This window comes from Micromonospora sagamiensis (assembly GCF_014680085.1).
Taxonomy (GTDB): domain Bacteria; phylum Actinomycetota; class Actinomycetes; order Mycobacteriales; family Micromonosporaceae; genus Micromonospora; species Micromonospora inyonensis.
The window spans coordinates 2,349,282-2,370,616 of record NZ_AP023438.1; the positions used below are offsets into that span (position 1 = coordinate 2,349,282).

Here is a 21,335-nt window from a genome sequence, read left to right on the forward strand (position 1 = left end):
CTGACCGGTTACTGACGTCAAGTCCCTGGAGGGTGGTTTTTCGTACCCTGGGCGAACGGTCGGTTACCCGACGGATCGACCCGATCCCCCGTTCGGGCGGTTCGGCCGATCCGTCGGGACGAGACGCAGGTCAGCCGAGCAGCCCGGCGTCGCGGGCGGCACGCAGCGACGGCTTGATCCGGTGCGTCGGGCCGACCTGGCCGGCGACCGCGTCGATGGTCTTCAGTCCCTCGCCGGTGTTGAAGACCACCGTCTCGGCGGTCGGGTCCAGCCGGCCGGAGGCGACCAGCTTGCGCAGCACCGCGACGGTCACCCCGCCGGCCGTCTCGGCGAAGACCCCGGTGGTCCGGGCGAGCAGCCGGATCCCCGCGCGGATCTCCTCGTCGTCGGCGTGGTCCATCCACCCACCGGTACGCCGCACCGCCTCCAGGGCGTAGAGGCCGGCCGCCGGGTCGCCGATGTTCAACGACTTGGCGATACCGGTCGGCTTGACCGGGGTGATGGTGTCGGTGTCGGCGTGCAGGGCGGTGGCGATCGGGTTGCAGCCGGTCGACTGTGCGCCGAACACCTTCCAGCCGCCGGCCGGGGCCTCGACCAGCCCGATCTCGACCAGCTCGCTGAACGCCTTGTCGATCTTGGTGAGCAGTTCGCCGCTGGCCATCGGGATGACCACCTGCGCCGGGATCCGCCAGCCGAGCTGTTCGGCCACCTCGTACCCGAGGGTCTTCGACCCCTCGGCGTAGTAGGGACGGACGTTCACATTGACGAACGCGGTGTCCTCGAACTCGTCGGTCTCGACCAGTTCGCCGCAGAGGCGGTTCACGTCGTCGTACGAGCCGTCGATGGCGACCAGGTCGCCGCCGTACACGGCGGTGGTGATCACCTTGCCCTGTTCCAGGTCACCCGGGATGAAGACCACCGAGGGCACGCCGGACCGGGCGGCGTGCGCGGCCACGGAGTTCGCCAGGTTGCCCGTCGAGGCACAGGCGAAGCGGGTGAAGCCGAGCGCGCGGGCGGCGGTCAGCGCCACCGAGACCACCCGGTCCTTGAACGAGTGGGTCGGGTTGGCGCTGTCGTCCTTGATCCAGAGCGGGGCGGTGATGCCCAGCTCGGCGGCGAGGTTGCCGGCGGCGACCAGCGGGGTCAGCCCGGGGTCGAGGGTGACCCGGGTGGCCGGGTCCTGGCCGGCGGGCAGGAGGGCGGCGTACCGCCAGAGGTTCTGCGGGCCGGCCTCGATCTGCTCCCGGGTGACCCGCGCCAGCGCGGCGGTGTCGTAGTCGACCTCCAGCGGGCCGAAGCACTCGTAGCAGGCGTGCTGGGCGGCGAGCGGGTACCGGGCCGAACAGGCGCGACAGACGAGGGCGCGGGCGGGGCTGGCGGTGGTGTCGATACCGGGGGCGACGATCGTCGACGTCATGTCGAGGGTCCTCTCATCTTTCCCCGCGTCGCACCCTGCGGCGGGGACGGATTTGGCACCTGCCCCGTCGGACGCTCAGCTCTGAGCGCACGGGGTGGTTGCCGGGGCGTCGTCGGGCCGTATCCCTCAGCCCCTCTGGATGAGGTATTCAGTTGTGCAGCAGATTCTACGAGCGGCCTGCGCTTTTGCCGACCCTCCTTCCCACGCTGTGAGCCACCTCGCCCTCGCCGGTCCCCGGCGGGAGGGTGGGCCCCGGGGCAGGAGGGATAGGGTGCGGCGGTGTTGGCGGCTGCGCTGGGGTGCGGGGTGGCGGGGGCGCTCGTCCCGGCGGTGGCGTACCGCCTCGCCGTGCCGTACGGGCAGCCCGTCCGGCGGGACTGTGCCGCGTGCGGTGCCCCGCTGGCGGCCGGGGCACGCGGGTGGGTGGCGGCCCGGTGCGGGTGCGGACACCGGCTGGGGGTGCCACGCTGGCTGACCGCTTCGATCGCCGGGTTGGCCGGTGGGCTGCTCGGGGCGGCGCTGGGACCGGTGGCCGTACTGCCGCTCTTCCTCGCCCTCACGGTGCTCGGCGTGCTGCTCGGCGTCATCGACGTCGCCTGCCAGCGGCTGCCCGACCAGGTGGTGCTGCCGGCACTGGCGGCCACTCCGGTGCTGCTCGGTGCCGTCGCCCTGCGGAGCGGTGCGTGGGACGACTGGTGGCGAGGGTTGCTCGCCTGCCTGGTGGTCGGCCTGGTCCTCACCGGGATGGTGCTGCTGCCCGGCGGTGGCCTCGGCGTCGGTGACGCGAAGGTGGGCGCGCTGCTCGGCTGGTACCTGGGCTGGCTGGGATGGGAGGCGGTGGTCCTGGGCGTGGTGCTGCCCTGGGTGGTGAACGTCCCCGTGCTGCTGGTGCTCCTCGCCACCCGCCGGGTCGGTTGGCGGACGGCGATGCCCTTCGGTCCGGCGCTCCTGGTCGGCGCGCTGCTGGCGGTGCCGGCGGTCACCTGGTGGCCGGCGGTCACGGCCTCCTGAGCCCGCCGTCCCGCGATCCGCGGATCAGCCCTCGACCGGCACTGGCATCCATTCAGTACTGTCCCGCTCACCGGTTCGAGGGAAAGGTGGCGGACGATGCGTCGGAGGATCGTGCCAGTGGTGGCACTGGTGCTGGTCTGCGTACTGACCGCCTGTGGTGGCAGTGGCAGCGGCAAGAAGAAGCGGTCCCGGGACAGCCGGCCGGCGGCCGGTTCCTCCGCGAAGAAGGTCGTCACCCCGTCGACCGACCGGGACGACGAGGCACGGGCCGACCCCACCCCGAGCCCCACCAAGACGCCACGACGCAAGGTACGCGCGCTGACCTGCGGGGACCTCCGCGACGCGCAGGTGGGCAGCAGCACGGTGCGGTACCAGGGATACCCGGATCACCTGCCGCTGCACGAGGGCCGCTGGAGCGGCGAGGACGGCGCGACCGTCCTGCTCCAGGAGCCCTGCGCGATCGGTGACCTCGACGGCGACGGGGCGGCCGACGCGGTCGGCGCCGTCATGCTGGAGACGGGCGGCACGGGACGCTTCTGGAGCCTGGTGGTGTGGCGCAACGTCGGCGGCGAGCCGCGCTACGTCACCGTCACCGACCTGGGCGACCGTACCCCGGTCCAGTCGATCCGGATCACCGACCGGAAGGCCACCGTCGTGTACCTCACCCGGGCGGCGGACGCGGCCATGGCGGAGCTGAATATCCGCCGCACCGCCGTCCACCGTCTCTCCGGTTCCCGTTTCCCGGAGGTGAGCCACACCGACGCCGCCGCCTGACGCCTGTCAGTCGGCGAGCCGCCGGGCGAGTTCGGCGGCGACCTTCTGCGCCAGGTCGGGCGGGATCGCGGCGGCGATGGCCTCCGGAGTCAGCGTGGCCAGCACCCCACGGACGATCTCCTCGCTGGGGTTGCGGATCAGCAGGTCCCGGACGTTCTCGAAGGTCTCGTTGAGCACCCGGAGGGTGGAGTAGTCGGTCGGGATGCCTCCGCCGACGTACTGCCAGGGCAGGGCGCGCATGGTCCGGGCGACGGCGGGGTCCTGGAGGATGGCCAGGAACTGGGTGGGGGTCATGTCGTCCTCACTGTCATCGATGGCCTGCTCGACCGTGGTCAGCAGGTGGTCCCAGGGGAAGTTCGCGCCGGGATCGGTGTGGGTGGTGCCACCCCAGGCCAGCCGCATGTCGTCGTGGCCGTAGAAGGCCCGGACCCGTGGGTTCGAACTCATCTCGGCCACAGTGGCGCGGCGGGGCACGACGCCGTGCCGGCGACAGACCACGGCCAGCACGGCGGCGAGCCGGTCCCAGGCCACGTTGTCGAGCCACCACTGTCGGGATCTGGCGTTGGTGCCGGTGATCTCCACGGCGATGGCGTTCTCGTTGCCGGTGCCTGAGCCGGCGTGACCGGCGCGGGCGTCGGTGTCCAGGGACTGGACGATGGAGTTCGAGTCGACGTAGAAGTGCGAGCTGACCCCGTCGGTGCGCCGGGTGGCGTAGTCCGCCTCCTGCTCGGCGGTGGCGTCGTTGGCCGTGGAGTGGATCGCGATGCCGTACTTCAGACCGTCCTGGTCGCGGTAGGCGTTGCGGCCCTGGACGAAGGGAATTCCGGGGACCTTCATGGTGGTTCTGCCTTCGGTCGGGGCACCGAGCGCACCACAGCGGTCGTCAATGCCCCATCAACCGGGAGGCGTCACCTGGTGCCTGGTCCGTGACGGGTCGGGAGTGGACTGGCATCCCAAGCCCACGAAGGGATGGCGACAGGTGCACAGATCCCGATACGCCGCAGCGCTCGTCCTGGCGATCCTGGCCGGAACCCTCACCTTCGCCCCTCCGGTACGGGCCAACGGAAACTTCGTCTTCTACCCCACCAACGACAGTTATGTGAGTGCGAGCGCGCCGAACAGCAACTTCGACAGCCAACCGGTGCTGGCAGTGGCCGGGAGCCCGACGCGGATCTCCTACCTGAAGTTCTCGGTCACCGGTCTCCTGGACCCCGTGATCCACGCCCGGCTGCGCATCCACGTGTCGACCATCCCCGACGCCGGCAGCCGCACCGGCGGCACCGTGCAGCGGAGCGAAACCGGCTGGCTGGAGACGAGCCTGACCTACACCAACCGTCCCGCCCTCATCGGTTCACCGCTCGGCGCCTACGGTCAGGTGACCGCCAACACCTGGTACGACGTCGAGGTCACCGCAGCGGTGATCAACAACGGGATCGTCAGCTTCGGGATCAGCTCCGCCGACGCGAACGGCGCCTACTACGACAACCGGGAGAGCGGTTCGACCGCACCGCAACTCCTCGTGGAGACCGGTATCCCCGGCACCGGCGAGAACGTCCTCCTGGCCGCCGGTGACATCGCCTCCTGCGACCGGGACACCGACGAGCAGACCGCGCGGATCCTCGACCGGGAACCGGGCACGGTGGCGGCCCTCGGCGACCTGGTGTACGAACAGGGCACTCCCGCCGAGTTCGCCAACTGCTACGGGCCGACCTGGGGGCGACACAAGGCCCGCACCAAACCCGCCGTCGGCAACCACGAGTACCTGACCGCCGACGCGGCCGGCTACTTCGGATACTTCGGTGCCGCGGCCGGCCGGCCCGACGAGGGCTGGTACTCGTACGACATGCCGGCCGGCGGCTGGCACATCATCGTGCTGAACTCCAACTGCAGCAAGGTCGGTGGGTGTCACGTCGGTTCGCCCCAGGAACGCTGGCTCCAGGCCGACCTGGCCGCCAACCCCGCGCGGTGCACCCTGGCGTACTGGCACCACCCGATCTTCAGTTCCGGCGACCGGGAACGAGCGGAGCTGCTCCCGCTCTTCCAGGCGCTCTACGACGCGGACGTCGAGATCCTCCTCACCGGCCACGCCCACCAGTACGAGCGGTTCGCCCCGCAGACCCCGACCCGGGTGGACGATCCCGTGCAGGGCATCCGCCAGTTCGTGGTCGGTACGGGCGGTCGTTCCCTCCAGCCGGACTTCGGGACCATCGTGCCGAACAGCGAGATCCGCAACGGCACCACCTACGGGGTGCTCAAGCTGACCCTGGTCCCCGGGATCTACCAGTGGCGTTTCCTGCCGGTGGCGAACCAGACCTTCACCGACAGCGGCGCTGGCACCTGCCACTGACCATCCGGGACACCAGCACAGTTGATCGTGGTGGGAAGTGGCCCTGGGAGGGGCCACTTCCCACCACGATCACGCGAGCGGAATCAGGGACGCGCGGGGAGCTCGCTGATGAACGTCCGCCACGACCCGGGGGCGAAGGCCAGGACACCGCCGTCGCGGTCCTTGGAATCGCGTACGAGAACGACACTTGACAGGTTGTCGGCCACCTCGACGCAGGCCCCCCCGTTCGAGGATGAGCGGGTCGCCTTCCGCCACTCCGCACCAGTCATGTCCACGTCTGTGCCACCTCCTTGAGAAGGTTCAGGCTCTGTCGACCCGGAAGTGCCTCGCCGCGCAGAGCATCCCAAGCCACACCCAGCCTGGCAACCTCCTCCGGCTGGTCCACGATCTGACCGGACAGTTGGTTGTCGAGGTAGGCGACCCTGCTGCCCTCAGCGAGATCGGCGGTGATGAAGGCCGGTCCGGCGTCTACCTGGCGCGGACCGGACTGCGGCCGTACCAGATCCGCCACGCCGTCTCCGACCGGCGGTGGGGTGGTTTCGCGCCCGAGCAGGTCCATGCCTACCTCAACCGGGTCGCCGCCGAGCTGGACCGGCTCCACCGGGAGGTGGTCGCCACCACCGAACAGGCCGACCGGATCCGGGACGGGCTTCGGCAGTGGCAGACCCGACACGCCGGATGCCGGGTCGACCAGGCGCCGCGCCGGTGACCACGATGGACGATCCCCGTTGGGTGATCCACCTGCCGACCACGCTGACCAGCCTCGCCACCGTGGTCGCGCTCGCCGCCGCGCTGCGCGACTCCCTCGGGCACGTCGACGTCCTCGACTTCGGCGAGGTGACGGTCAGCGCGGAGGACGACCAGGGCAGGCGTACCCGGGTCTGGTGCGACGCACGGCTGCCCGGCGGCGGCCGGTGCCCCCTGCCTGCCGCGCACGCCGGCCCCTGCCGGCCACCGGGAGGTGCCGTCCCACGACGGCGCTGACCATCGCGGCGTCCTACGGAGGGCCGATCCGGGTGGTGGCGGGGCCGGCGGTCAGCTCGTGACGTCCTTGCGGGTGAAACGCCAGAAGGCGAGCCCCCAGAAGAGGGTGGCGTAGCAGATCGCCGAGACGCAGCCACGGACCACGTCGTCGGTCTGCACGGGTGTGGAGAGCAGGCCCAGCCAGGCGTTGCTGTAGTGGGTGGGCAGGAACTCGCGCAGCACGCCCAGGGCGGTGATCTGGTCGAGGATGCTGGACAGGATCCAGAGCAGTACCGCGCCGCCGACCGCGCCGAGCGCCGCGTCCGTGGTCACCGACAGCAGGAAGGCCAGGCCGGCGACGACCAGCATCACCACCGCCAGGTAGCCGAGGACGGCCAGCAGCCGCAGCAGCCCCTCCCCCGGGGCCAGTTCGGCGGCGACCAGGCTGCGCAGCGGCGACCAGCCGTACCGGAGGGTGCCGACCAGCAGGGCGGTGCCGGCGAGCGTCAGCAGCGCCAGCGCCGAGTAGGTGAGCGCGACCAGCAGCTTCACCGCCAGCAACCGGGCCCGGGGCACCGGGATGGCCAGCAGGTAGCGCAGGCTCCCCCAGCTCGCCTCGCTGGCCACGGTGTCCCCGCAGAACAGCGCCACCACCACGACCAGCAGGAACGACGCCGACACGAAGATGGTGAAGAGGGTGAAGTTCAGTCCACCGGTGGTGGCGAACTCGACCAGGCTGGCGTACTCGCCGCCACCGTTGTCGTCGTCGTCACCCGAGTCGAACTGGAACGCGATCAGGATGATCAGCGGCAGCAGCACCATGAACCCGAGCGCGAGCTGGGTACGCCGGCGCGACGCCTGTCGGCGGAACTCCGCCCAGAACGGCAGGGTCGCCGACGGGCGGTAACCGGGGGCCGCGCCCACCGTGGCGGACGACGTCGTCATCACCGGTCCCCCGCTTTCCCGAGACTCCATCACCGGTCCCCGCTTCCCCGGGAGTTCTCGCCGACCAGGGCGAGGAAGGCATCCTCCAGACGACGCCGGGGCACCACCCGGTCCACCCCGACCCCGGCCCGGACCAGCTCGGCCACCACCTCGCTGCGCGCGGTGCCGTTGGTGTCCACCACGAGCTGACCGTCGGAGTCGGGCAGCACCCGTACGCCGTCCAGCCGGGCCAGCACCTCGCGCGCGGCGTCCGGGTCGGTGACGTCGAACAGCACGCTCGGCGACTCGCCGACGATCTCCTCGACCGGGCCGGAGGCGACGATCCGCCCCTTGTTGACCACCACGGCGTGGGTGCAGGTCTGCTCCACCTCGGCGAGGAGGTGGCTGGAGACCAGCACCGCCCGGCCGTCGGTGGCGTACCGCTGGAGCACCCGGCGCATCTCGGCGATCTGCGGCGGGTCCAGGCCGTCGGTCGGCTCGTCGAGCACCAGCAGCTCGGGCAGGCCGAGCATGGCCTGGGCGATGGCGAGCCGCTGCCGCATGCCGTGGCTGTAGTTGTTGGTCCGGCGGTGCACCGACGCGCCGAGGCCGGCGATCTCCAGCGCCTCGTCGAAGTGCGCCTCGGCCTCCGGTCGGCCGGTGGCCCGCCAGTACGCCTTCAGGTTCTCCAGGCCGCTGAGGTGCGGCAGGAAGCCCGGCCCCTCGACCAGCGCGCCGATCCGGGAGAGCACCGGTGAGCCGGGCACCAGCCGGTGCCCGAAGACGTAGATCTCCCCGGCGGTGGGCTGGGTCAGCCCCATCAGCACCCGCAGGGTGGTGGTCTTGCCCGCCCCGTTCGGCCCGAGCAGCCCGACCACCTGACCGGGGTGCACCTCGAAGTCGACGTTCGACACGGCGACGAAACCGTCGGCGTACTCCTTGCGGAGCTGCCGGACGGCCAGCGGCGTGCCCGCGTACGCCGGGTGCACGGAGCTGTCCTGACGGCGGTGCCGGCGACGGAGCACGGCGATGAGCACGACGAGCCCGACCACGATGGTGGCGAGCAGTCCGGCGAGCACCCAGCGCCAGACGGTGGCCGTGGTGGGGATCGGCTCGCCGGTCACCGAGGGCAGCACGACCGGCCCGTCTCCCATGGCGACGGTGTGGACGGTCGGTTCGGCCGGGGTGGCGTACGCCTGGTCGCTGGTGGCGACGACGACCCGCAGCCGGTGGCCGGCCTCGATCCGGCGGACGATCGCCGGCAGCGTGACGGTGACCGGCCGGGCCTGTTCGATGGTCGCCGGCAGCCCGCTCAGCCGGACCGGGGCGACCAGGCCGCTGGGGAGGGTGGCGGTGCCGTCCGGGGCGACGTCGTAGAGCTTGACGAAGAGGACGGCCTCCCCGGTCGGGGCGGCGGCCCGGATGCTCACGGTGGGTGCGCCGACCACGTCGACGGCCCGGCCCAGCGGCGCGGACTCGAAGCGGGCGTGCTGGCCGGGCAGATCACCGGCGACCCCGTCGAGCAGGGACGAGAAGGACCCGGCGAGCGGCAACGAGGAGATCGCCGCCGGGTTGCCGCCGGGCGGGTTGGCGATCGGCTGCGTCGGGCCGGTCACGGTCACCTCGCGCCGCTCGTCGCCGCCGACGCCCGGGTAGTCGCCGGTGCGGTAGCCGGTGGCCACCAGCCCTCGGTCGAGGGCGTCGAACCCGGCGATCCGCGACCAGGTGAAGTCGTCGCCCGGGGCGGAACCGTTGCCGGCGACGTAGTGGTCGAGCCACTGCACGGTCAGGAACTTCACCCGGTCCGAGTCGGTCTCCGGGCCGTCGCCGCCGTCGTGCCCGCCGGTGAACCAGGCGACCCGGACCGGGGTGCCGTTGGCCGCGATGCCGCGCGCGTTGGCGTCGGCCTCGGCGATCGGGAAGAGGCTGTCCGCGGTGCCCTGCACCAGCAGGGTCGGGGACTTGATCCGGTCCAGCACGGTGGCCGGGCTGGACCGGCGGAGCAGGTCGACGGCGGCCTGGTCGCCCCGGCCGGTCGCGGCGATACGCAGGTACGCGGCGCAGACGTCGGCGGCGAACCGGCCGCAGGCGGGGTCACCGCCGCCCGGCGGGGAGCCGGACACGGTCGGTCCGCCCGGAGTGTCCCCGGCCGGCTCGCCCTCGCCGGTGCCGTCGTCCCCGCTCTCCTCCTCGGCGTCGCCGCCGGGCGGGCCGGTCAGGCCGGCGGGGGCGGCGCCCGCCCCGCCGAAGAAGATCCCGGCCCAGCCCTTCTTGAAGACCCCCTCGGTCGCCGGGCGGCCGGTGCTCTCCGGCAGGAACGCCCGGGGCAGGTCGTTCCAGGTGATCATGGGCACGATCGCGTCGACCCGCCGGTCCTGGGCGGCCAGGAGCAGCGCCAGCCCGCCGCCGTACGAGCCGCCGACCACGCCGACCCTCGGGTCACCGGCGGCGTCGGTGCGCACCTGCGGCCGGGCGGCCAGCCAGTCCAGCAGCCGCTGCGCGTCGCGTACCTCGTGGTCGGGGCTGTTCAGGTGGATCTGCCCGCCGCTGCGGCCGAAGCCGCGCGCTGTCCAGGTCAGCACCGCGTAGCCCCGGGTGGCGATCTCCTCGGCGTCGGTGCGGACCGTCTCCTTCGTGCCGCCGAAGCCGTGTGCCAGCAGCACCGCCGGCACCCGGCTGTCGGCCGAGGCACCCTCGGGCAGGTAGAGGGTGGTGTCGAGGTCGACCGGCTCGTCGCCGGACGGTCCGGAGCGGACGGTCAGCAACGCGGACTCCGTCGTGTAGGCGGGCCGCTCCGGCCACACCGCCCATCCGACGGCGGCGGCGACCAGCGCGGTCGCCACCGAGGCGGCGACGAGCCGGCGACCGGTGGGGAGGGCACGCCGGAGCCGCGCGACCGACAGGGTTGGCATGGGATCACGGTACGGCGTCGATCCTGAGCGTTGGCTGGGATCCCCCGTACGGCCGTCCGCCTCGGCCGATCGGCGAACCGACCTGGTCGACCGCGTACCCCTCGGCGCAATCCGGCGTATTGAATTCGCATCTCGTGAATTCGGAACCTTCCCCCGGAATACCGTGAGACACCGCCATGCCACCACGCGTTTCTCACCGAGCGCTTTCACGCCGTCACTCTCCGACCGGCCGGGGCAGGTCCGGGCGGAACGGCCCGGTCGGAGGGCGAAGCGCGCCCAGCCTTCCGGGTACATTTCCGGTCCGGTGCACCGGACCGGATCGGGCGTGTGCCCGACCCCATCCGCCGCGCCTCACGGACCGGTCGCCGGATCGGTGGTCCGCACCACCACCGACCCGGCGACCTTCCGACCCCCTCGTCCCGGCGGCAGTGCCGCGTGTCCCCCGCCTCGACCCGGGGTCGACCTGGGCGGCGGCGGCTAACCTCGGGCGGGTGGCCCAACCCGAACTCACCCTGATCGCCAGCCTGCGGCCGGCAGCCCTGGACGCCCGTCGGGGCGTCGTCCGGCTGCACCCGGAGGTGCTCACCGCACTGGCCCTGCGTCCCGGCGACCCGGTCCGGCTGACCGGGCGGCGGCAGACCGCCGGGATCGTGGCGCTGGCCGAACCGGGTGCCGGCACCGGTCTGCTCCACGCCGACGACCTCATCCTCGGCAACCTGGGCGTCCGGGACGGCGGGCAGGTCACGCTCAGCCCGATGTCGCTCACCGCGGCCGTCCGGGTGACGTTGCGCGGCCCGGTGGAGATCGTCGCCGTCGTCTCGCCGGAGATGCTCCGGCTCGCCCTGCTGGGCAAGGTGGTCACCGCCGGGGACGACGTCTCGCTGCTGCCCCAGGACGTCAGCCCGGACGCCCCGGTCCGCCCGCTGGTCGAGGCCGCGCGGCGCAGCCTCGCCAACACCGTCGGATACGCCTGGACCAGCGCCCTGCTCACCGTGGTCGCCGTCGAGCCGGGGGCCGGATCGCTGGTCACCATGGACACCGTCGTCGGCTGGGAGCACGGTCCGGTCACCCACGGCGGTCCCGCCCCGAGCGGATCCCGCACCAGCGCCCCCGGCTCCCTCGCGACGCGCGCTCCCGACTCCCGTCCGTCGGGCGGGTGGACGGGCGGCCACCGCGACGACGCGGTCGGAACCGTCGGGGAGGCGGACCCGGCCCAGGCGCCGGGCGTCGACGAACTGCCCGGCCTGCGCACCCAGGCCGAGGAGCTGACCGAGTTGCTCGACCTCGGGTTCCACCACCGGGAGGTGCTCGGCCGGCTGAACACCACGGTGTCGCTCGGCGTGCTGCTCAGCGGGCCGGCCGGATCGGGGAAGTCGGCGCTGGTCCGGGCGGTCGCCGCCGCCGTGCGGGCCCGGCTCCACCCGGTCTGGGCACCGGAGCTGGCAGCGCTGACCAACCAGGCCGCCGCCGAACGACTGCGCGCCGCGGCGGCCGCCGCCCGCGCGGACGGACCGGCGGTGCTCCTGGTCACCGACGTGGAGGCGCTCGCCCCGGCGGACCAGCCCGGACCGTTGGCCACCGTCTTCCGGCAGGTGGTCGCGGAGACCGTACGGGCCGGGGCGGCGGTGGTCTGCACGACCAGCCGCCCGGAGGCGGTCGACCCGGCACTGCGCTCCCCCGACCTGCTCTCCCTGCCGATCACCGTGCCGCTGCCCGACGCGGCGCTGCGCCGGGAGCAGCTGACCGCGCTGACCCGGCGGATGCCACTCGCCGGGGACGTACGGCTGGACGAGGTCGCCGGTCGTACGCCGGGTTTCGTCGCCGCCGACCTGGCCGGACTGGTCCGGGAGGCGGGGGTACGGGCGGCGCTGCGGCAGAAGTCGACGGACACGCCGACCGTGGCGATGGCCGACTTCACCGCCGCCCTGGAGGTGGTCCGCCCCACCTCGATGGCCTCCGCGACGCTGGAGCTGGCCACCGTCACCCTGGAGGACGTCGGCGACCTGGTCGAGGTGAAGGAGACGCTGACCGAGTCGGTGCTCTGGCCGCTGACCTACCCGGACACCTTCGCCCGGCTCGGCGTGCAGCCGCCGCGCGGCGTGCTGCTCTACGGCCCGCCGGGCTGCGGCAAGACGTACCTGGTCACCGCGCTGGCCGGCTCGGGCCGGGCGAACGTGCTCTCGGTCAAGGGCGCGGAGCTGCTCTCCAAGTGGGTCGGCGAGAGCGAGCGCGCCGTCCGGGAGCTGTTCCGCCGGGCCCGCGAGGCCGCCCCCACGCTGATCTTCCTGGACGAGGTGGACGCGCTCGCGCCGGTACGCGGCCAGGCCACCGACGGGGGCACCACCGACCGGGTGGTCGCCGCGCTGCTGACCGAACTGGACGGGGTGGAGACGCTGCGCAACGTGGTCGTGGTGGGCGCGACGAACCGCCCCGACCTGATCGACCCGGCACTGCTGCGGCCCGGACGGCTGGAGCGGCTGGTCTACGTCCCGCCGCCGGACGCCGAGGCGCGCGTGGAGATCCTGCGGGCCACCGCCCGCAACGTGCCCCTAGCCGACGACGTGGACCTCGCCGGGCTGGCCGGGTCGCTGGACGGCTTCTCGGCGGCGGACTGTGCCGCGCTCGTCCGGGAGGCGGCGCTCGCCGCGATGCGGGAGTCGCTGACCGCCTCCACGGTCACCGCCGCGCACGTCGAGCAGGCCCGGACCCGGGTCCGCCCCTCCCTGGACCCGGCACAGGTCGCCTGGCTCGCCGCGTACGCCGCCGAACGCCAGGGCTGACCGGCGGTCGGGTCAGCGGAGCGGGTTGTCGGTGGGCAACAGCGGACCGAGCGGACCGAGGTCCAGATTCAGGTCCTCGGGAGCCAGGCCGAAGTACTCACGCAGCCCGCCCATCTGCTCCTCCAGCGCCATCAAGGTCACCCCGATCCGCTCGACCTGCTCGTCGGTCAGGTCACCCAGTTCGACCCGGCGCAACGCCTGCCGTTCCATCAGCTGGCGCAGCAGTTCGACCACGGTCAGCACCAGGCTGGCGAGGCCCTTCTCCACCGAGTCCCGGTCCACCGCGAGCCGCCGGTCCAGGGGCGTCACCCGGGGCGGCTGCCACGGCGATTCACCGAGCGCGGCAGCCAGCGCGGCGGCCTCGTCGCGGGCGACCGGACCGGCGGCCTCGTCCCGGGAGGTCACCCGGCACCACCGGGTGGTTCCGGCGGGGTGAGCGCGCCCACCGAGGAGATCAGCGCGCGCAGCGAGACGTACACCAGGTCGACGTCGGCGATGGAGATGGTGATGTCGCCGCTGACCACCACCCCGGTCGCCAGGACCCGGTCGAGCAGGTCCACCAGGGCCACCGGACGGTAGGCCAGCGGGTCGTCGGCGCTGCTCGGCACGAGCGGGGTGATACCCATGTCAGCTCCCGGGCTGCCCGACGATGAAGGAGTACGGCGGCCAGGGGCCGGTCAGCTCCAGCCGAAGCGCCGGGTGGCGCGCGGCGAGCGCCGCGACGGCCGCGCGGAACCCGGCGAGCCCCTCGACCGGCACCAGGTACGCACCGTTGAGCGCCATCGGGTGGGCCGCACCGGAGAGTCGGCGGTCCTGCGGCGTGTGCCGGCAGGACTCGGTCGCATGGCCGGCCAGTTCCGCGTGCACCGCCGCCGCGCTGCGCGCCGCGACCTGCTGACCGTCCTCCCGGGCCTGCAACTGGGCCCGACGCCGTCGCAGGTAGGCCGCTCCCGCCCCGGTCCCGCCGGCCACCGGTGCCTCCGCACCGCCGACGGTCGTCCCCGGTACGGCCGGACCGGTGTCACCGGGGGCCGGGCCGCCGGGCAGCAGGTAGCCCTTGACGCCCCACTCCTGGTGGCCGGCGAGCCGGGCCAGGGTGGCGCTCAGGTCGGCCCCACGGTCGCGCAGCAGCGCCGCCAGTCGGCGTTCGTCGGTGTGCACGGTGGCCAGCCGGGCGGGCACCACCGGACCGGTGCGGGCCAGCGCGTCCACCACCCGGTGGTGTGTGCGGGCGGTGCGCTCCAACCACCCCAGGTCCTCCAGGTTGCGGCGCAGTGGCTGCTCGCCGTACTCGTCGAGCGGGACGGCGCTGAACACGGCGGCCAGGCCGGCCCCGCGGACCGTTCGGACCGGCCTGTCGGCCAGACCGGCCACCGGGGCCAGCGCCCCGGCGACGGACGCCGGGACGATGCCGTGCAGCCAGGTGCCGGCGGGTGCCGTCGTGACGACCGGATCAGGCCTCATCCCGGTCCTCCAGACGCTCGCTGCGCGCGGCGATCCGCGCCCGCCGCTCGGCCTCGACCTCCTCCGGGTCACGCGGTCCCGGCTCGATCGGCGGACGGGCACGGGAGCTGAGCCACGGATCGTGCTCCCACCAGTCGATGCCGATCTGCCGCGCGGTGTCGACCGAGGCGATCACCAGCCGCAGCTTCAACGTCAGCAGCTCGATGTCGAGCAGGCTGACCCGGATGTCACCGGCGATGACGATGCCCCGGTCGAGCACCCGTTCGAGGATGTCGCCGAGGTTCGCCGGTTCGTGTCCGGCCGGCAGCACCTGCCCCGAGTTCTGCACCACCGAGGGAACCTGTCCCGTGGTCATCTCAGGCCACCTCGCCCTTGCCCCGCTGGTAGCGGCGTACCCGCCGGAAGGAGAGCACCTCACCGTCGGCGTCCAGGTCGACCTCGTAGAGGCCGAGCAGGTCGGTCGACGCCGGGATGCGGTGGTCCTCCACCAGTTCCACCCCGACCCGCCAGCCGTCCCCGGTGGGCTGCACCGAGATCACCCCGGACGGGTCCCGGCCGGTGAGCTGGCTGACCTGCCGCAGTCCCACCCGGGCCGCCTCGCCGGCCGTGATCGGCTCGGCCTCCTCCTCGTACTCGTCGTCGTCGGTGTACTCGTCGTCGTCGGCGGCGTACGGGTCGTCGGCCGGCTCACGCCGACCCGGGCCCGCGTACCGGGACTCCGGCCCGCTCCGGTGCGGTCTCACCCTCGCTCGCCCCCCTCGCGCCGGCCGGGACCGGATCCGCCGACGAGCCGGTCCAGGACCTGCTGCTGCGCCCGGTTCCGTTGCTCGGTGGTCAGCTCGCCCGCCGCCACCGCCGCGTCGATCTCCTCCAGCTCACGGCGGACGTGGACCGGATCGTGCTGCCGGGACTCCGCCTCCCGGGCCACCACCTTCAGCACCGCGGTCAGCCCGCGCACCGGCGCGTACGGCAGGGTCAGCAGCGCCCACAGGATGTCCACCGCTCACCCCGCCAGGTGGTGTGCGTCGACGAAGTCGTACGGGGCGAGCGGGCCGAGCAGGCGCATCCGGACCAGCTCCCGCCGCTGGCCGGCGAACTCCTCCGCCACCGACACGAACTCGTCCACCCGGTCGGCGTCGACCAGGAACGCCACGTGCAGCGCGTCCAGTTCGTGCCCGGGTGGGCGGACCGTGCTGGTCACCGTGACCGGGCCGAGCACGTCGACCAGTTCCCGGGTCTCCGCCTCCCGGCGCAGTTCCACGGCCTGGCTGATGATCTCGCCGAGCCGGATGCGCTGCTCCCGGCTGGCCGCCTCGGGCCGCCCGCGCACCTGCTCGGCGAGCTGCGCCGCGGCCGGGTTCTCGGCGAGCACCGCGCCGATCAGCTCCGCCTCCTGGAACCGGCCCCGCACGGTGTACTGGGTCCGTCCCTCGAACTCCTCCAGGGCGGTCCGGAAGCGGTCCCGGTGGGCGTCCAGCAGGTCGTGCACCGCGTCCGGCCCGGTGACCACCGTGCCGAACCGCACCGGTACGACCGGGGCCACCGCCGCCGTCGCGTCGAGCAGTTCCTGGTAGACGGTCAGGTCCACGGGCCGACCCAACGGCTGTTCCAGCTCCACCTCGCTGACCAGGGCGGCCAGCTCACCGTGGACCACGGCGGTCACCTCGCCCGGCGGATCGCCCACCCCGACGGCGTCCTCGGTCGGCTCCACGTCGGCGGGGACGATGCCGTAGACGAACGTCCCGGTCCGCCCGGCCATCTCAGCGTCCCCCGTTCCGCCGGGCGGACCGGCCGACGTCCCCGGCCGTGCCACCCAAGTCCCGGGCGGTGCCGCCCAAGTCCCGGGCGGTGCCGCCCAAGTCCCGGGCGGTGCCGCCGAGCCCGGAGGTCAGGCCCTGGGCGGCGTCGGTGACGCCCTCCACCAGCCCGCCCAGGCCCGGCCCCTCCCGTGGCGTGACGTCCAGCCGGTCGACCGCCTCGGCGAAACGCAGGTACGTCTCGATGCTCGCCACCGTCACGCGGGCGTTGATCTCCAGCAGCGGGATCCCGACCACTCCCACGGTGACCTGGGCGTCGATCACCACACCCTTGTCGAGGACGGTCTCGACGACGTCCGCCAGGCTCGACGTGGTACCCCGGTCCAGCACCCCGTTCCCGGCCGGTTCGCTGCTCACTCGTCGCGGTCCTCACGTCGACGCCGGACCATCGGCCGGCGGGGGCCGTCCGTGGTACGCCGGACGACCGGACGGGGACGCGGCTCCTCGCGGGGCTGCGGACGGGCGGCCCGCTCCGGACGTCGGCGGCGCGGCTCCTCCTCCGGCTCCTCGTACTCCGGCTCCTCGTCGTACTCGTCGTACTCGTCCTCGTACTCCTCCTCGGCGGGACGGCGACGCGGTGCCGGACGGCGGCGGGCCCGCTCGGCGGGCCGTTCGCGACCGGCCCGTTCCCGGCCACCCTCCGCCGGCTCCCCGCCCTCCTCCGGTTCCGCCCCGGCGCGCTCCCGTTCCTCCCGCAGCGCGGTCTCGTGGTCCCTGACCACCTGGGAGTCGCGGATCTCGCCACGCCAGCCCTCGACCTCGTCCGGCTCCAGCACGGCCTGGGTCATCACGTGCCGGACGAAGTGCTTGAGTTCGAGGCGTACCCGTCGGCCCTGGGCCCGCCAGAGGTTGCCGGTGTGCTCGAAGAGGCCCTGCGGGTGGTACTCCAGCACGACCAGGATCCGGGTGAGGTCCGGCGCCACCGCGTGGAAGCTGACCGTCCCGTCGACCGAACCCTTCTCCCCCTTGGAACGCCAGTGGATGTGCCGGTCCGGCACCTGCTGGACGATGGTCGACTCCCAGGTCCGGTGCGACCAGAAGACCTGCGCCTTCCAGGTCAGCTTCTCGTCGGACTCCTGGTCGACGTTCTCGACCTTCTTCATGAAGCTCGGGAAGTCGGCGAACTGCGTCCACTGGTTGTAGGCGACCCGCACCGGGACACCCACCTCGATCGTCTCGACGATGTTGGTGACCTTGAGCTTGTTCTTCCCGCCCCGGTTCTTCCCGCCCCGGGCACCGACCGCCGCCATCAACTTCTCCTTACCGCCGGCCAGACCGGCGCTGACCATCGCCCGTACCGGTGACTTACCCTCGGCGAGCGCCTGCGTGCCCGTCGCCGCCGCGACCAGGCCCGGTCCGCCGCCCTGTTTCGCGTACTCACCGAGCCGGCCGGTCGCGCCGGTGACCCGCTCGGTCACCGCGGCGACGGCCCGCTCACCGATCGCAGCGGCCAGGTCCCGGACGTCGCGGAGCAACTGGTCGCGCAGCTTGCCGCGCAGGTTCAGGCCCGGATTCGCGGGTGCCGACATGGTCACCACCCCCGCTGCCCGGCGGCGTCCCCGGTCGGGTCGTTGTCGTCCCCGGCTCCCCGGCCAGCGTTCCCGCCGGTCCGCCCACTGGCGTCCCGCTGCCCGCCGGTCGCACCGCCGGCACGATCGTCGCCACCGCCGGCACGATCGTCGCCGTCGCCACCGGCACCCCCGTCGCCGTCGCCACCGGCACCGGCACCGCCAGCCTTTCGGCGCAGCGCGTCGGCCCGACCCCGGAGCCTGCCGCTGACCGTGTCGATGCCACTGCCCACGGCGGCGGTCGCCGCCGCGCGGCCGGCACCCACCAGCGGTCCACCGAGGCGGCTCAGGTTGTGCAGTTGGGGGGACGCCTGCACCACGTCACCGAGCCTGCGCAGTCCGGCCGGGTCCCGACTCATCCGTCCGGCCGCCACGGCGGCGGCCAGGGTCAGGGCGGTACGCAGCCGGCGACGCCGGCCGAGGACGTAGCCGAGACCGACGGCGAGCCCGATTCGTGTCCCGCTCTTCATGGTCCACTCCTTACCTCCCCGGTGCGGCGCAATAGCCCCGATACGCGAGGTCCTGACAATTCCGGGGCCTGAAAACGACAAGTGCGCCCATTCGGGCAGTCCCGTTTCAACGGACTGGGTCGGCAGTACCCGGGCCCCTGACAGCAAAACCTCGGAACGCCATCACCGGAGCCCCGGAAAGGCGCATGTTCGCCGAACAGCCAGGTCAAAGCGGACAGACGGGTATCCGGGATACGGATACTCCGCAGCGTTCGAAAAAGGCGAAGAAAATGAGTTACGGCGCCGGCGGGGCGGAATCCAGGCAGATTTCCGCGTGTACGTTTCGCCCGTCCTCGCGTAGCTTCGCGCCGCACCGGGAGAGCACACCGAGCGCCCCGGTGTTGTCGACGGTCGTCTCGGCCACCACGGTGCGCATGCCGTGCGCGGCGGCGACGTTGAGCAGTTCCCGCAGGGCCGCCGCGCCGATTCCCTGGCCCCGGGCCGAGAGCCCCAGCCACATGCCGGTCTCCACGGTGCCGGGCTCCGCCCGGCGGGCCATCCGGATCATGCCGACGACCTCACCACCGAGCAGGATCGCGAACATGACCGTGCCGGTGGGACCGTCGAAGCCGCCGAAGTGCGCACGGTGGAACTCGCGGAACGCCTCCCGACGGGCCGCCGACCAACCGGCCGGTGCCTCCACCGGCGGCATCACGTCACTCGGCTCCGCCTCGGCGGCGGCCACCGAGAGCAGCGGCTCCAGGTTCCGCTCGTCCACCGGCTCCAGCCGGACCCCACCTGCCACGTGCCGCAGTCTGCCGGCCCCACCCGACCGGCGTCCACCCTTCCGCCGCGCACCACCGGTCCGGCGGGCCGGTACCGGCCGGTCGGCCGGGGTGAGTGTTCCTGGTCACGCTCCGGCGTCGGCCGGCCCCGGGAACTCACACAGGACGACCGACGCGTCGTCGGCACGTTTGGTCCGCCGCAGCCGGTCCGGCTGTTCCCGCTCGGCGGTCCGGACCCGTTCGATCAGCGCGCCCGGCCCCTCGGTGGTGACCAGGTCCAGCAGACCGTCCCAGCCGAACAGGCCGAACTGCTCGACCGCGCAGGAGGCACCGTCGCTGAGCAGCACCGCCCGGCGCAGCGCGTCCGGCCCGCGCAGCGGCACCGACCCGGTCACGGCGTGGTACGCCGCATCCGGGTCGCTGGCCGCCACCCAGTAGCCGTGCGTACGGTTCATCCGTTCCCGCTGCACGGCGACCGCCCGGCGGAACCGGGTGGCCGGGTCGTCGGCCCCGGCCGGCACGGTGTGCGCCACCGCGCGCAGCTCGGACAGGGCGGTAGCCAGCCGGTCATCGGAAACCACCGCCACCCGGCCGGTGTCCAGCACCAGGGGACTGTCGCAGAGCACCAGGTAGTCGGCCCGGTCCCCACCGTCGCGGAGCAGGCAGACGGTCGCCGACGGCGTACCGGGGTGGTCCAGGTCGCAGACGCCGCCGTGGTCGGCCCGGACCGCCAGGATCGCCGCCGCGAGGTTGCTCATCAGGGTGGCGGCCGGGCGCGTCGCCTCGGCGAACCCGATCCGGGCGGCGAGATGTCGGACGTACCAGGCCGGACCGTGGACACAGCCGGTGTCGAAGCCGTCGGGCACGGTCGCGCCGTCGAGCACCCCGACCAGGGGCCCGAAGCGGAAGACCAGGTCCTCGTTCTCCAGCCGGCCGGGCGAGGCCGTGGAAGCGGATCTGACCTGCATCATCGATCGTGCTCCCCCCGTCGGTGGCCGGGCGTGGTCCGTCACGGCGGCGTGCCGCCGGGAACGTCGGTTCGCCGTGGACGCGCCGCCGGGGAGTACCGGGGCCGCCCGCTGTAGGGCTCCTCGGCGGTGTACGGCGCGTCGACCGCCGCCCCCTCCGGAAACGGCACGGGTTCCGTCATCGGGGACGGCCCCCGCGTCGGCCCGGTCCGGGCCGGTCGCGCCCCGCTCGGCTCCGGCGCACCCGACTCCGACCCGGTGGGTCGCGCCACGGTCGGCTCCGGCGCACCCGGCTCCGATTCGGTGGGTCGCGCCACGGTCGGCCGCGTCCCGGTCGACCCGGGCGGCGGCGCTACGGTCGGTGCGCCCGTGCCCCGGTGCGCCACGCGGGACCGGGCCAGCCAGCCCGCCAGTGCCCCGGCCAGCGCGGTGGCGGTCAGCACCAGCGCCGGACGGTGGGCGTACCAGCCTGCCGCCATGCCCGCTTCCCCCTCCTCGCCCCCGGTTCCCGCTCGAACCGGCCCAGGACCCGCCTACCCGTCCCGCCCGCCGACATGCCCCGGATCACGCCGGCACCCGGCGGTCACGTTCCGCTGGCCGTACGCGGACCGCCAGCCGGTCAGCGGCGGCGGTTCCGGGCCCGGGACGAGCGCAGCCGGCGGAGCCGACCCACCAGCAACGGCTCGGCGGCGAGGGCGGCCGGATTGTCCAGCAGCGCGTTGAGGAGCTGGTAGTACCGGGTGGCGGAGAGACCGAAGGTGTCCCGGATGGCCTGTTCCTTGGCCCCGGCGTGCCGCCACCAGTGCCGTTCGAAGGCGAGCATCCCCCGCTCACGCTCGGTCAGCCCGTCCGCGGCACCGGCGTCCCCGGGCGGCGCCTCCGGGCCAGTGGCATCCCTGCCACCGGACTCCCGGGGCAACGCCTCCGCGTCGGCCGGAGCGGGCCGTGCCGAGGGCGTCCCGGGCGTGCGCTCCGAGCCAGGCGCGTTGGACTCCACCTCCGGGGCGGACCGGGGCGGGGGCACTCCACGCGAGGACGGCGACGACGCTGGTTCCGCGCGGTCGGCACGGCCGGGGAACGCGTCGGCGGACGGCTGCATGGCGCTCCTCGGGCAGACGGCCGGCCGGGCGACGCCAACCGGGAACCCCAGGGTAAC

The 21,335-nt window shown here is 73.5% G+C and carries 26 protein-coding genes and 1 riboswitch; of the genes, 6 read left to right on the top strand and 20 right to left on the bottom strand.

The annotated features are described in order from the left end of the window. Positions 1-130: 130 nt before the first annotated feature. Positions 131-1,417, bottom strand: coding sequence for a threonine synthase (thrC, locus tag IGA62_RS09990; protein WP_145815294.1), 1,287 nt, complete (start codon positions 1,415-1,417; stop codon positions 131-133). 10 nt (positions 1,418-1,427) lie between these two features. After that, positions 1,428-1,563, bottom strand: a riboswitch (SAM riboswitch). A gap of 133 nt (positions 1,564-1,696) precedes the next feature. On the opposite strand from thrC, the gene IGA62_RS09995 reads away from it, so the two are divergent. Both IGA62_RS09995 and IGA62_RS10000 read left to right on the top strand, forming a co-directional pair. Beyond that, the gene (locus IGA62_RS09995; protein ID WP_145815293.1) at positions 1,697-2,428 is read left to right on the top strand and encodes an A24 family peptidase; all 732 of its coding nucleotides are present in this window, start codon (positions 1,697-1,699) and stop codon (positions 2,426-2,428) included. Between the two features lie 96 nt (positions 2,429-2,524). Beyond that, the gene (locus IGA62_RS10000; protein ID WP_145815292.1) at positions 2,525-3,202 is read left to right on the top strand and encodes a hypothetical protein; all 678 of its coding nucleotides are present in this window, start codon (positions 2,525-2,527) and stop codon (positions 3,200-3,202) included. Positions 3,203-3,208: 6 nt separating this feature from the next. Here the strand turns inward: IGA62_RS10000 and IGA62_RS10005 are convergent, their stop codons facing one another. After that, positions 3,209-4,039: a peptidoglycan recognition protein family protein gene (locus IGA62_RS10005; RefSeq protein WP_145815291.1), complete on the bottom strand. Its 831-nt coding sequence runs from the start codon at positions 4,037-4,039 to the stop codon at positions 3,209-3,211. A gap of 142 nt (positions 4,040-4,181) precedes the next feature. On the opposite strand from IGA62_RS10005, the gene IGA62_RS10010 reads away from it, so the two are divergent. Next, complete coding sequence (locus IGA62_RS10010) at positions 4,182-5,549, top strand: CBM96 family carbohydrate-binding protein (RefSeq protein ID WP_145815290.1); 1,368 nt, start codon at positions 4,182-4,184, stop codon at positions 5,547-5,549. An 83-nt stretch (positions 5,550-5,632) separates the two neighbouring features. Here the strand turns inward: IGA62_RS10010 and IGA62_RS10015 are convergent, their stop codons facing one another. Together IGA62_RS10015 and IGA62_RS30890 are read right to left on the bottom strand one after the other, a co-directional pair. Continuing rightward, entirely contained in the window at positions 5,633-5,824 is a 192-nt protein-coding gene (locus IGA62_RS10015) for a DUF397 domain-containing protein (protein WP_145815289.1), read from the bottom strand. Continuing rightward, complete coding sequence (locus IGA62_RS30890) at positions 5,815-6,060, bottom strand: Scr1 family TA system antitoxin-like transcriptional regulator (protein WP_222433296.1); 246 nt, start codon at positions 6,058-6,060, stop codon at positions 5,815-5,817. Before IGA62_RS30890 ends, IGA62_RS10015 begins: the two co-directional genes overlap by 10 nt. Here IGA62_RS30890 and IGA62_RS10020 point away from each other — a divergent pair. Both IGA62_RS10020 and IGA62_RS10025 read left to right on the top strand, forming a co-directional pair. Next, on the top strand, positions 5,950-6,258 hold the full coding sequence (locus tag IGA62_RS10020; protein WP_232624941.1) for a cell division protein DivIVA: 309 nt from the start codon (positions 5,950-5,952) through the stop codon (positions 6,256-6,258). The two genes, IGA62_RS30890 and IGA62_RS10020, sit on opposite strands and share 111 nt — an antisense overlap. A 5-nt stretch (positions 6,259-6,263) precedes the next feature. Then, positions 6,264-6,533: a hypothetical protein gene (locus tag IGA62_RS10025; protein WP_145815288.1), complete on the top strand. Its 270-nt coding sequence runs from the start codon at positions 6,264-6,266 to the stop codon at positions 6,531-6,533. 51 nt (positions 6,534-6,584) lie between these two features. On the opposite strand, the gene IGA62_RS10030 is transcribed toward IGA62_RS10025, so the two are convergent. After that, positions 6,585-7,487, bottom strand: a complete 903-nt coding sequence (locus IGA62_RS10030) for an ABC transporter permease (RefSeq protein ID WP_145815287.1) — start codon at positions 7,485-7,487, stop codon at positions 6,585-6,587. Further along, a complete protein-coding gene (locus IGA62_RS10035; protein WP_145815286.1) occupies positions 7,487-10,348 on the bottom strand; it encodes an alpha/beta fold hydrolase in 2,862 nt (953 codons plus the stop codon). Before IGA62_RS10035 ends, IGA62_RS10030 begins: the two co-directional genes overlap by 1 nt. A gap of 491 nt (positions 10,349-10,839) precedes the next feature. Between IGA62_RS10035 and IGA62_RS10040 the strand changes: the two genes are divergently transcribed. After that, positions 10,840-13,128 carry an AAA family ATPase gene (locus IGA62_RS10040; protein ID WP_145815285.1) on the top strand — a complete coding sequence of 763 codons (2,289 nt, stop codon included), beginning with the start codon at positions 10,840-10,842 and terminating at the stop codon, positions 13,126-13,128. Between the two features lie 12 nt (positions 13,129-13,140). Here IGA62_RS10040 and IGA62_RS10045 read toward each other — a convergent pair whose 3' ends face one another. The 14 genes from IGA62_RS10045 to IGA62_RS10110 all read right to left on the bottom strand — a co-directional run bounded on the left by IGA62_RS10045 (position 13,141) and on the right by IGA62_RS10110 (position 21,278). Further along, the gene (locus IGA62_RS10045; protein ID WP_222433295.1) at positions 13,141-13,533 is read right to left on the bottom strand and encodes a gas vesicle protein K; all 393 of its coding nucleotides are present in this window, start codon (positions 13,531-13,533) and stop codon (positions 13,141-13,143) included. Beyond that, entirely contained in the window at positions 13,530-13,754 is a 225-nt protein-coding gene (locus IGA62_RS10050; protein WP_145815284.1) for a gas vesicle protein, read from the bottom strand. The genes IGA62_RS10045 and IGA62_RS10050 overlap by 4 nt, the downstream gene beginning before the upstream one ends. A 1-nt stretch (position 13,755) precedes the next feature. Further along, positions 13,756-14,592, bottom strand: coding sequence for a GvpL/GvpF family gas vesicle protein (locus tag IGA62_RS10055; RefSeq protein WP_145815283.1), 837 nt, complete (start codon positions 14,590-14,592; stop codon positions 13,756-13,758). After that, a complete protein-coding gene (gene gvpJ, locus IGA62_RS31025; protein WP_145815282.1) occupies positions 14,582-14,947 on the bottom strand; it encodes a gas vesicle protein GvpJ in 366 nt (121 codons plus the stop codon). Before gvpJ (IGA62_RS31025) ends, IGA62_RS10055 begins: the two co-directional genes overlap by 11 nt. A 1-nt stretch (position 14,948) precedes the next feature. Beyond that, complete coding sequence (locus tag IGA62_RS10065; RefSeq protein WP_145815281.1) at positions 14,949-15,335, bottom strand: gas vesicle protein GvpO; 387 nt, start codon at positions 15,333-15,335, stop codon at positions 14,949-14,951. Further along, a complete protein-coding gene (locus tag IGA62_RS10070) occupies positions 15,332-15,592 on the bottom strand; it encodes a gas vesicle protein GvpG (protein ID WP_198501219.1) in 261 nt (86 codons plus the stop codon). The genes IGA62_RS10065 and IGA62_RS10070 overlap by 4 nt, the downstream gene beginning before the upstream one ends. A 3-nt stretch (positions 15,593-15,595) precedes the next feature. Beyond that, positions 15,596-16,351 carry a GvpL/GvpF family gas vesicle protein gene (locus tag IGA62_RS10075; RefSeq protein ID WP_145815280.1) on the bottom strand — a complete coding sequence of 252 codons (756 nt, stop codon included), beginning with the start codon at positions 16,349-16,351 and terminating at the stop codon, positions 15,596-15,598. 1 nt (position 16,352) lies between these two features. After that, positions 16,353-16,766 carry a gas vesicle protein GvpJ gene (gene gvpJ / locus IGA62_RS31030; RefSeq protein WP_186499699.1) on the bottom strand — a complete coding sequence of 138 codons (414 nt, stop codon included), beginning with the start codon at positions 16,764-16,766 and terminating at the stop codon, positions 16,353-16,355. Then, the gene (locus IGA62_RS10085; protein ID WP_145815279.1) at positions 16,763-17,938 is read right to left on the bottom strand and encodes an SRPBCC family protein; all 1,176 of its coding nucleotides are present in this window, start codon (positions 17,936-17,938) and stop codon (positions 16,763-16,765) included. Before IGA62_RS10085 ends, gvpJ (IGA62_RS31030) begins: the two co-directional genes overlap by 4 nt. A gap of 2 nt (positions 17,939-17,940) precedes the next feature. Further along, a complete protein-coding gene (locus IGA62_RS10090) occupies positions 17,941-18,447 on the bottom strand; it encodes a hypothetical protein (protein ID WP_186499698.1) in 507 nt (168 codons plus the stop codon). A gap of 274 nt (positions 18,448-18,721) precedes the next feature. Further along, positions 18,722-19,231: a GNAT family N-acetyltransferase gene (locus IGA62_RS10095; RefSeq protein WP_145815278.1), complete on the bottom strand. Its 510-nt coding sequence runs from the start codon at positions 19,229-19,231 to the stop codon at positions 18,722-18,724. A 105-nt stretch (positions 19,232-19,336) separates the two neighbouring features. Continuing rightward, a complete protein-coding gene (locus IGA62_RS10100) occupies positions 19,337-20,182 on the bottom strand; it encodes a hypothetical protein (protein ID WP_145815277.1) in 846 nt (281 codons plus the stop codon). Positions 20,183-20,220: 38 nt separating this feature from the next. Then, on the bottom strand, positions 20,221-20,658 hold the full coding sequence (locus tag IGA62_RS10105; RefSeq protein ID WP_145815276.1) for a hypothetical protein: 438 nt from the start codon (positions 20,656-20,658) through the stop codon (positions 20,221-20,223). A gap of 140 nt (positions 20,659-20,798) precedes the next feature. Next, the gene (locus tag IGA62_RS10110) at positions 20,799-21,278 is read right to left on the bottom strand and encodes a DUF3263 domain-containing protein (RefSeq protein WP_145815275.1); all 480 of its coding nucleotides are present in this window, start codon (positions 21,276-21,278) and stop codon (positions 20,799-20,801) included. Between the last annotated feature and the right edge of the window lie 57 nt (positions 21,279-21,335).

Bases quoted from the DNA above. Each gene is read 5' to 3' on its own strand.
- IGA62_RS10000 (WP_145815292.1), top strand. From the start codon at position 2,525: ATGCGTCGGAGGATCGTGCCAGTGGTGGCACTGGTGCTGGTCTGCGTA.
- IGA62_RS10075 (WP_145815280.1), bottom strand. From the start codon at position 16,351: ATGGCCGGGCGGACCGGGACGTTCGTCTACGGCATCGTCCCCGCCGAC.
- IGA62_RS10035 (WP_145815286.1), bottom strand. From the start codon at position 10,348: ATGCCAACCCTGTCGGTCGCGCGGCTCCGGCGTGCCCTCCCCACCGGT.
- IGA62_RS10050 (WP_145815284.1), bottom strand. From the start codon at position 13,754: ATGGGTATCACCCCGCTCGTGCCGAGCAGCGCCGACGACCCGCTGGCC.
- IGA62_RS10055 (WP_145815283.1), bottom strand. From the start codon at position 14,592: ATGAGGCCTGATCCGGTCGTCACGACGGCACCCGCCGGCACCTGGCTG.
- IGA62_RS10025 (WP_145815288.1), top strand. From the start codon at position 6,264: ATGGACGATCCCCGTTGGGTGATCCACCTGCCGACCACGCTGACCAGC.
- gvpJ (WP_145815282.1), bottom strand. From the start codon at position 14,947: ATGACCACGGGACAGGTTCCCTCGGTGGTGCAGAACTCGGGGCAGGTG.
- IGA62_RS10085 (WP_145815279.1), bottom strand. From the start codon at position 17,938: ATGTCGGCACCCGCGAATCCGGGCCTGAACCTGCGCGGCAAGCTGCGC.
- IGA62_RS10105 (WP_145815276.1), bottom strand. From the start codon at position 20,658: ATGGCGGCAGGCTGGTACGCCCACCGTCCGGCGCTGGTGCTGACCGCC.
- IGA62_RS10030 (WP_145815287.1), bottom strand. From the start codon at position 7,487: ATGGAGTCTCGGGAAAGCGGGGGACCGGTGATGACGACGTCGTCCGCC.
- IGA62_RS10005 (WP_145815291.1), bottom strand. From the start codon at position 4,039: ATGAAGGTCCCCGGAATTCCCTTCGTCCAGGGCCGCAACGCCTACCGC.
- IGA62_RS10090 (WP_186499698.1), bottom strand. From the start codon at position 18,447: ATGAAGAGCGGGACACGAATCGGGCTCGCCGTCGGTCTCGGCTACGTC.
- IGA62_RS10100 (WP_145815277.1), bottom strand. From the start codon at position 20,182: ATGATGCAGGTCAGATCCGCTTCCACGGCCTCGCCCGGCCGGCTGGAG.
- IGA62_RS10110 (WP_145815275.1), bottom strand. From the start codon at position 21,278: ATGCAGCCGTCCGCCGACGCGTTCCCCGGCCGTGCCGACCGCGCGGAA.
- thrC (WP_145815294.1), bottom strand. From the start codon at position 1,417: ATGACGTCGACGATCGTCGCCCCCGGTATCGACACCACCGCCAGCCCC.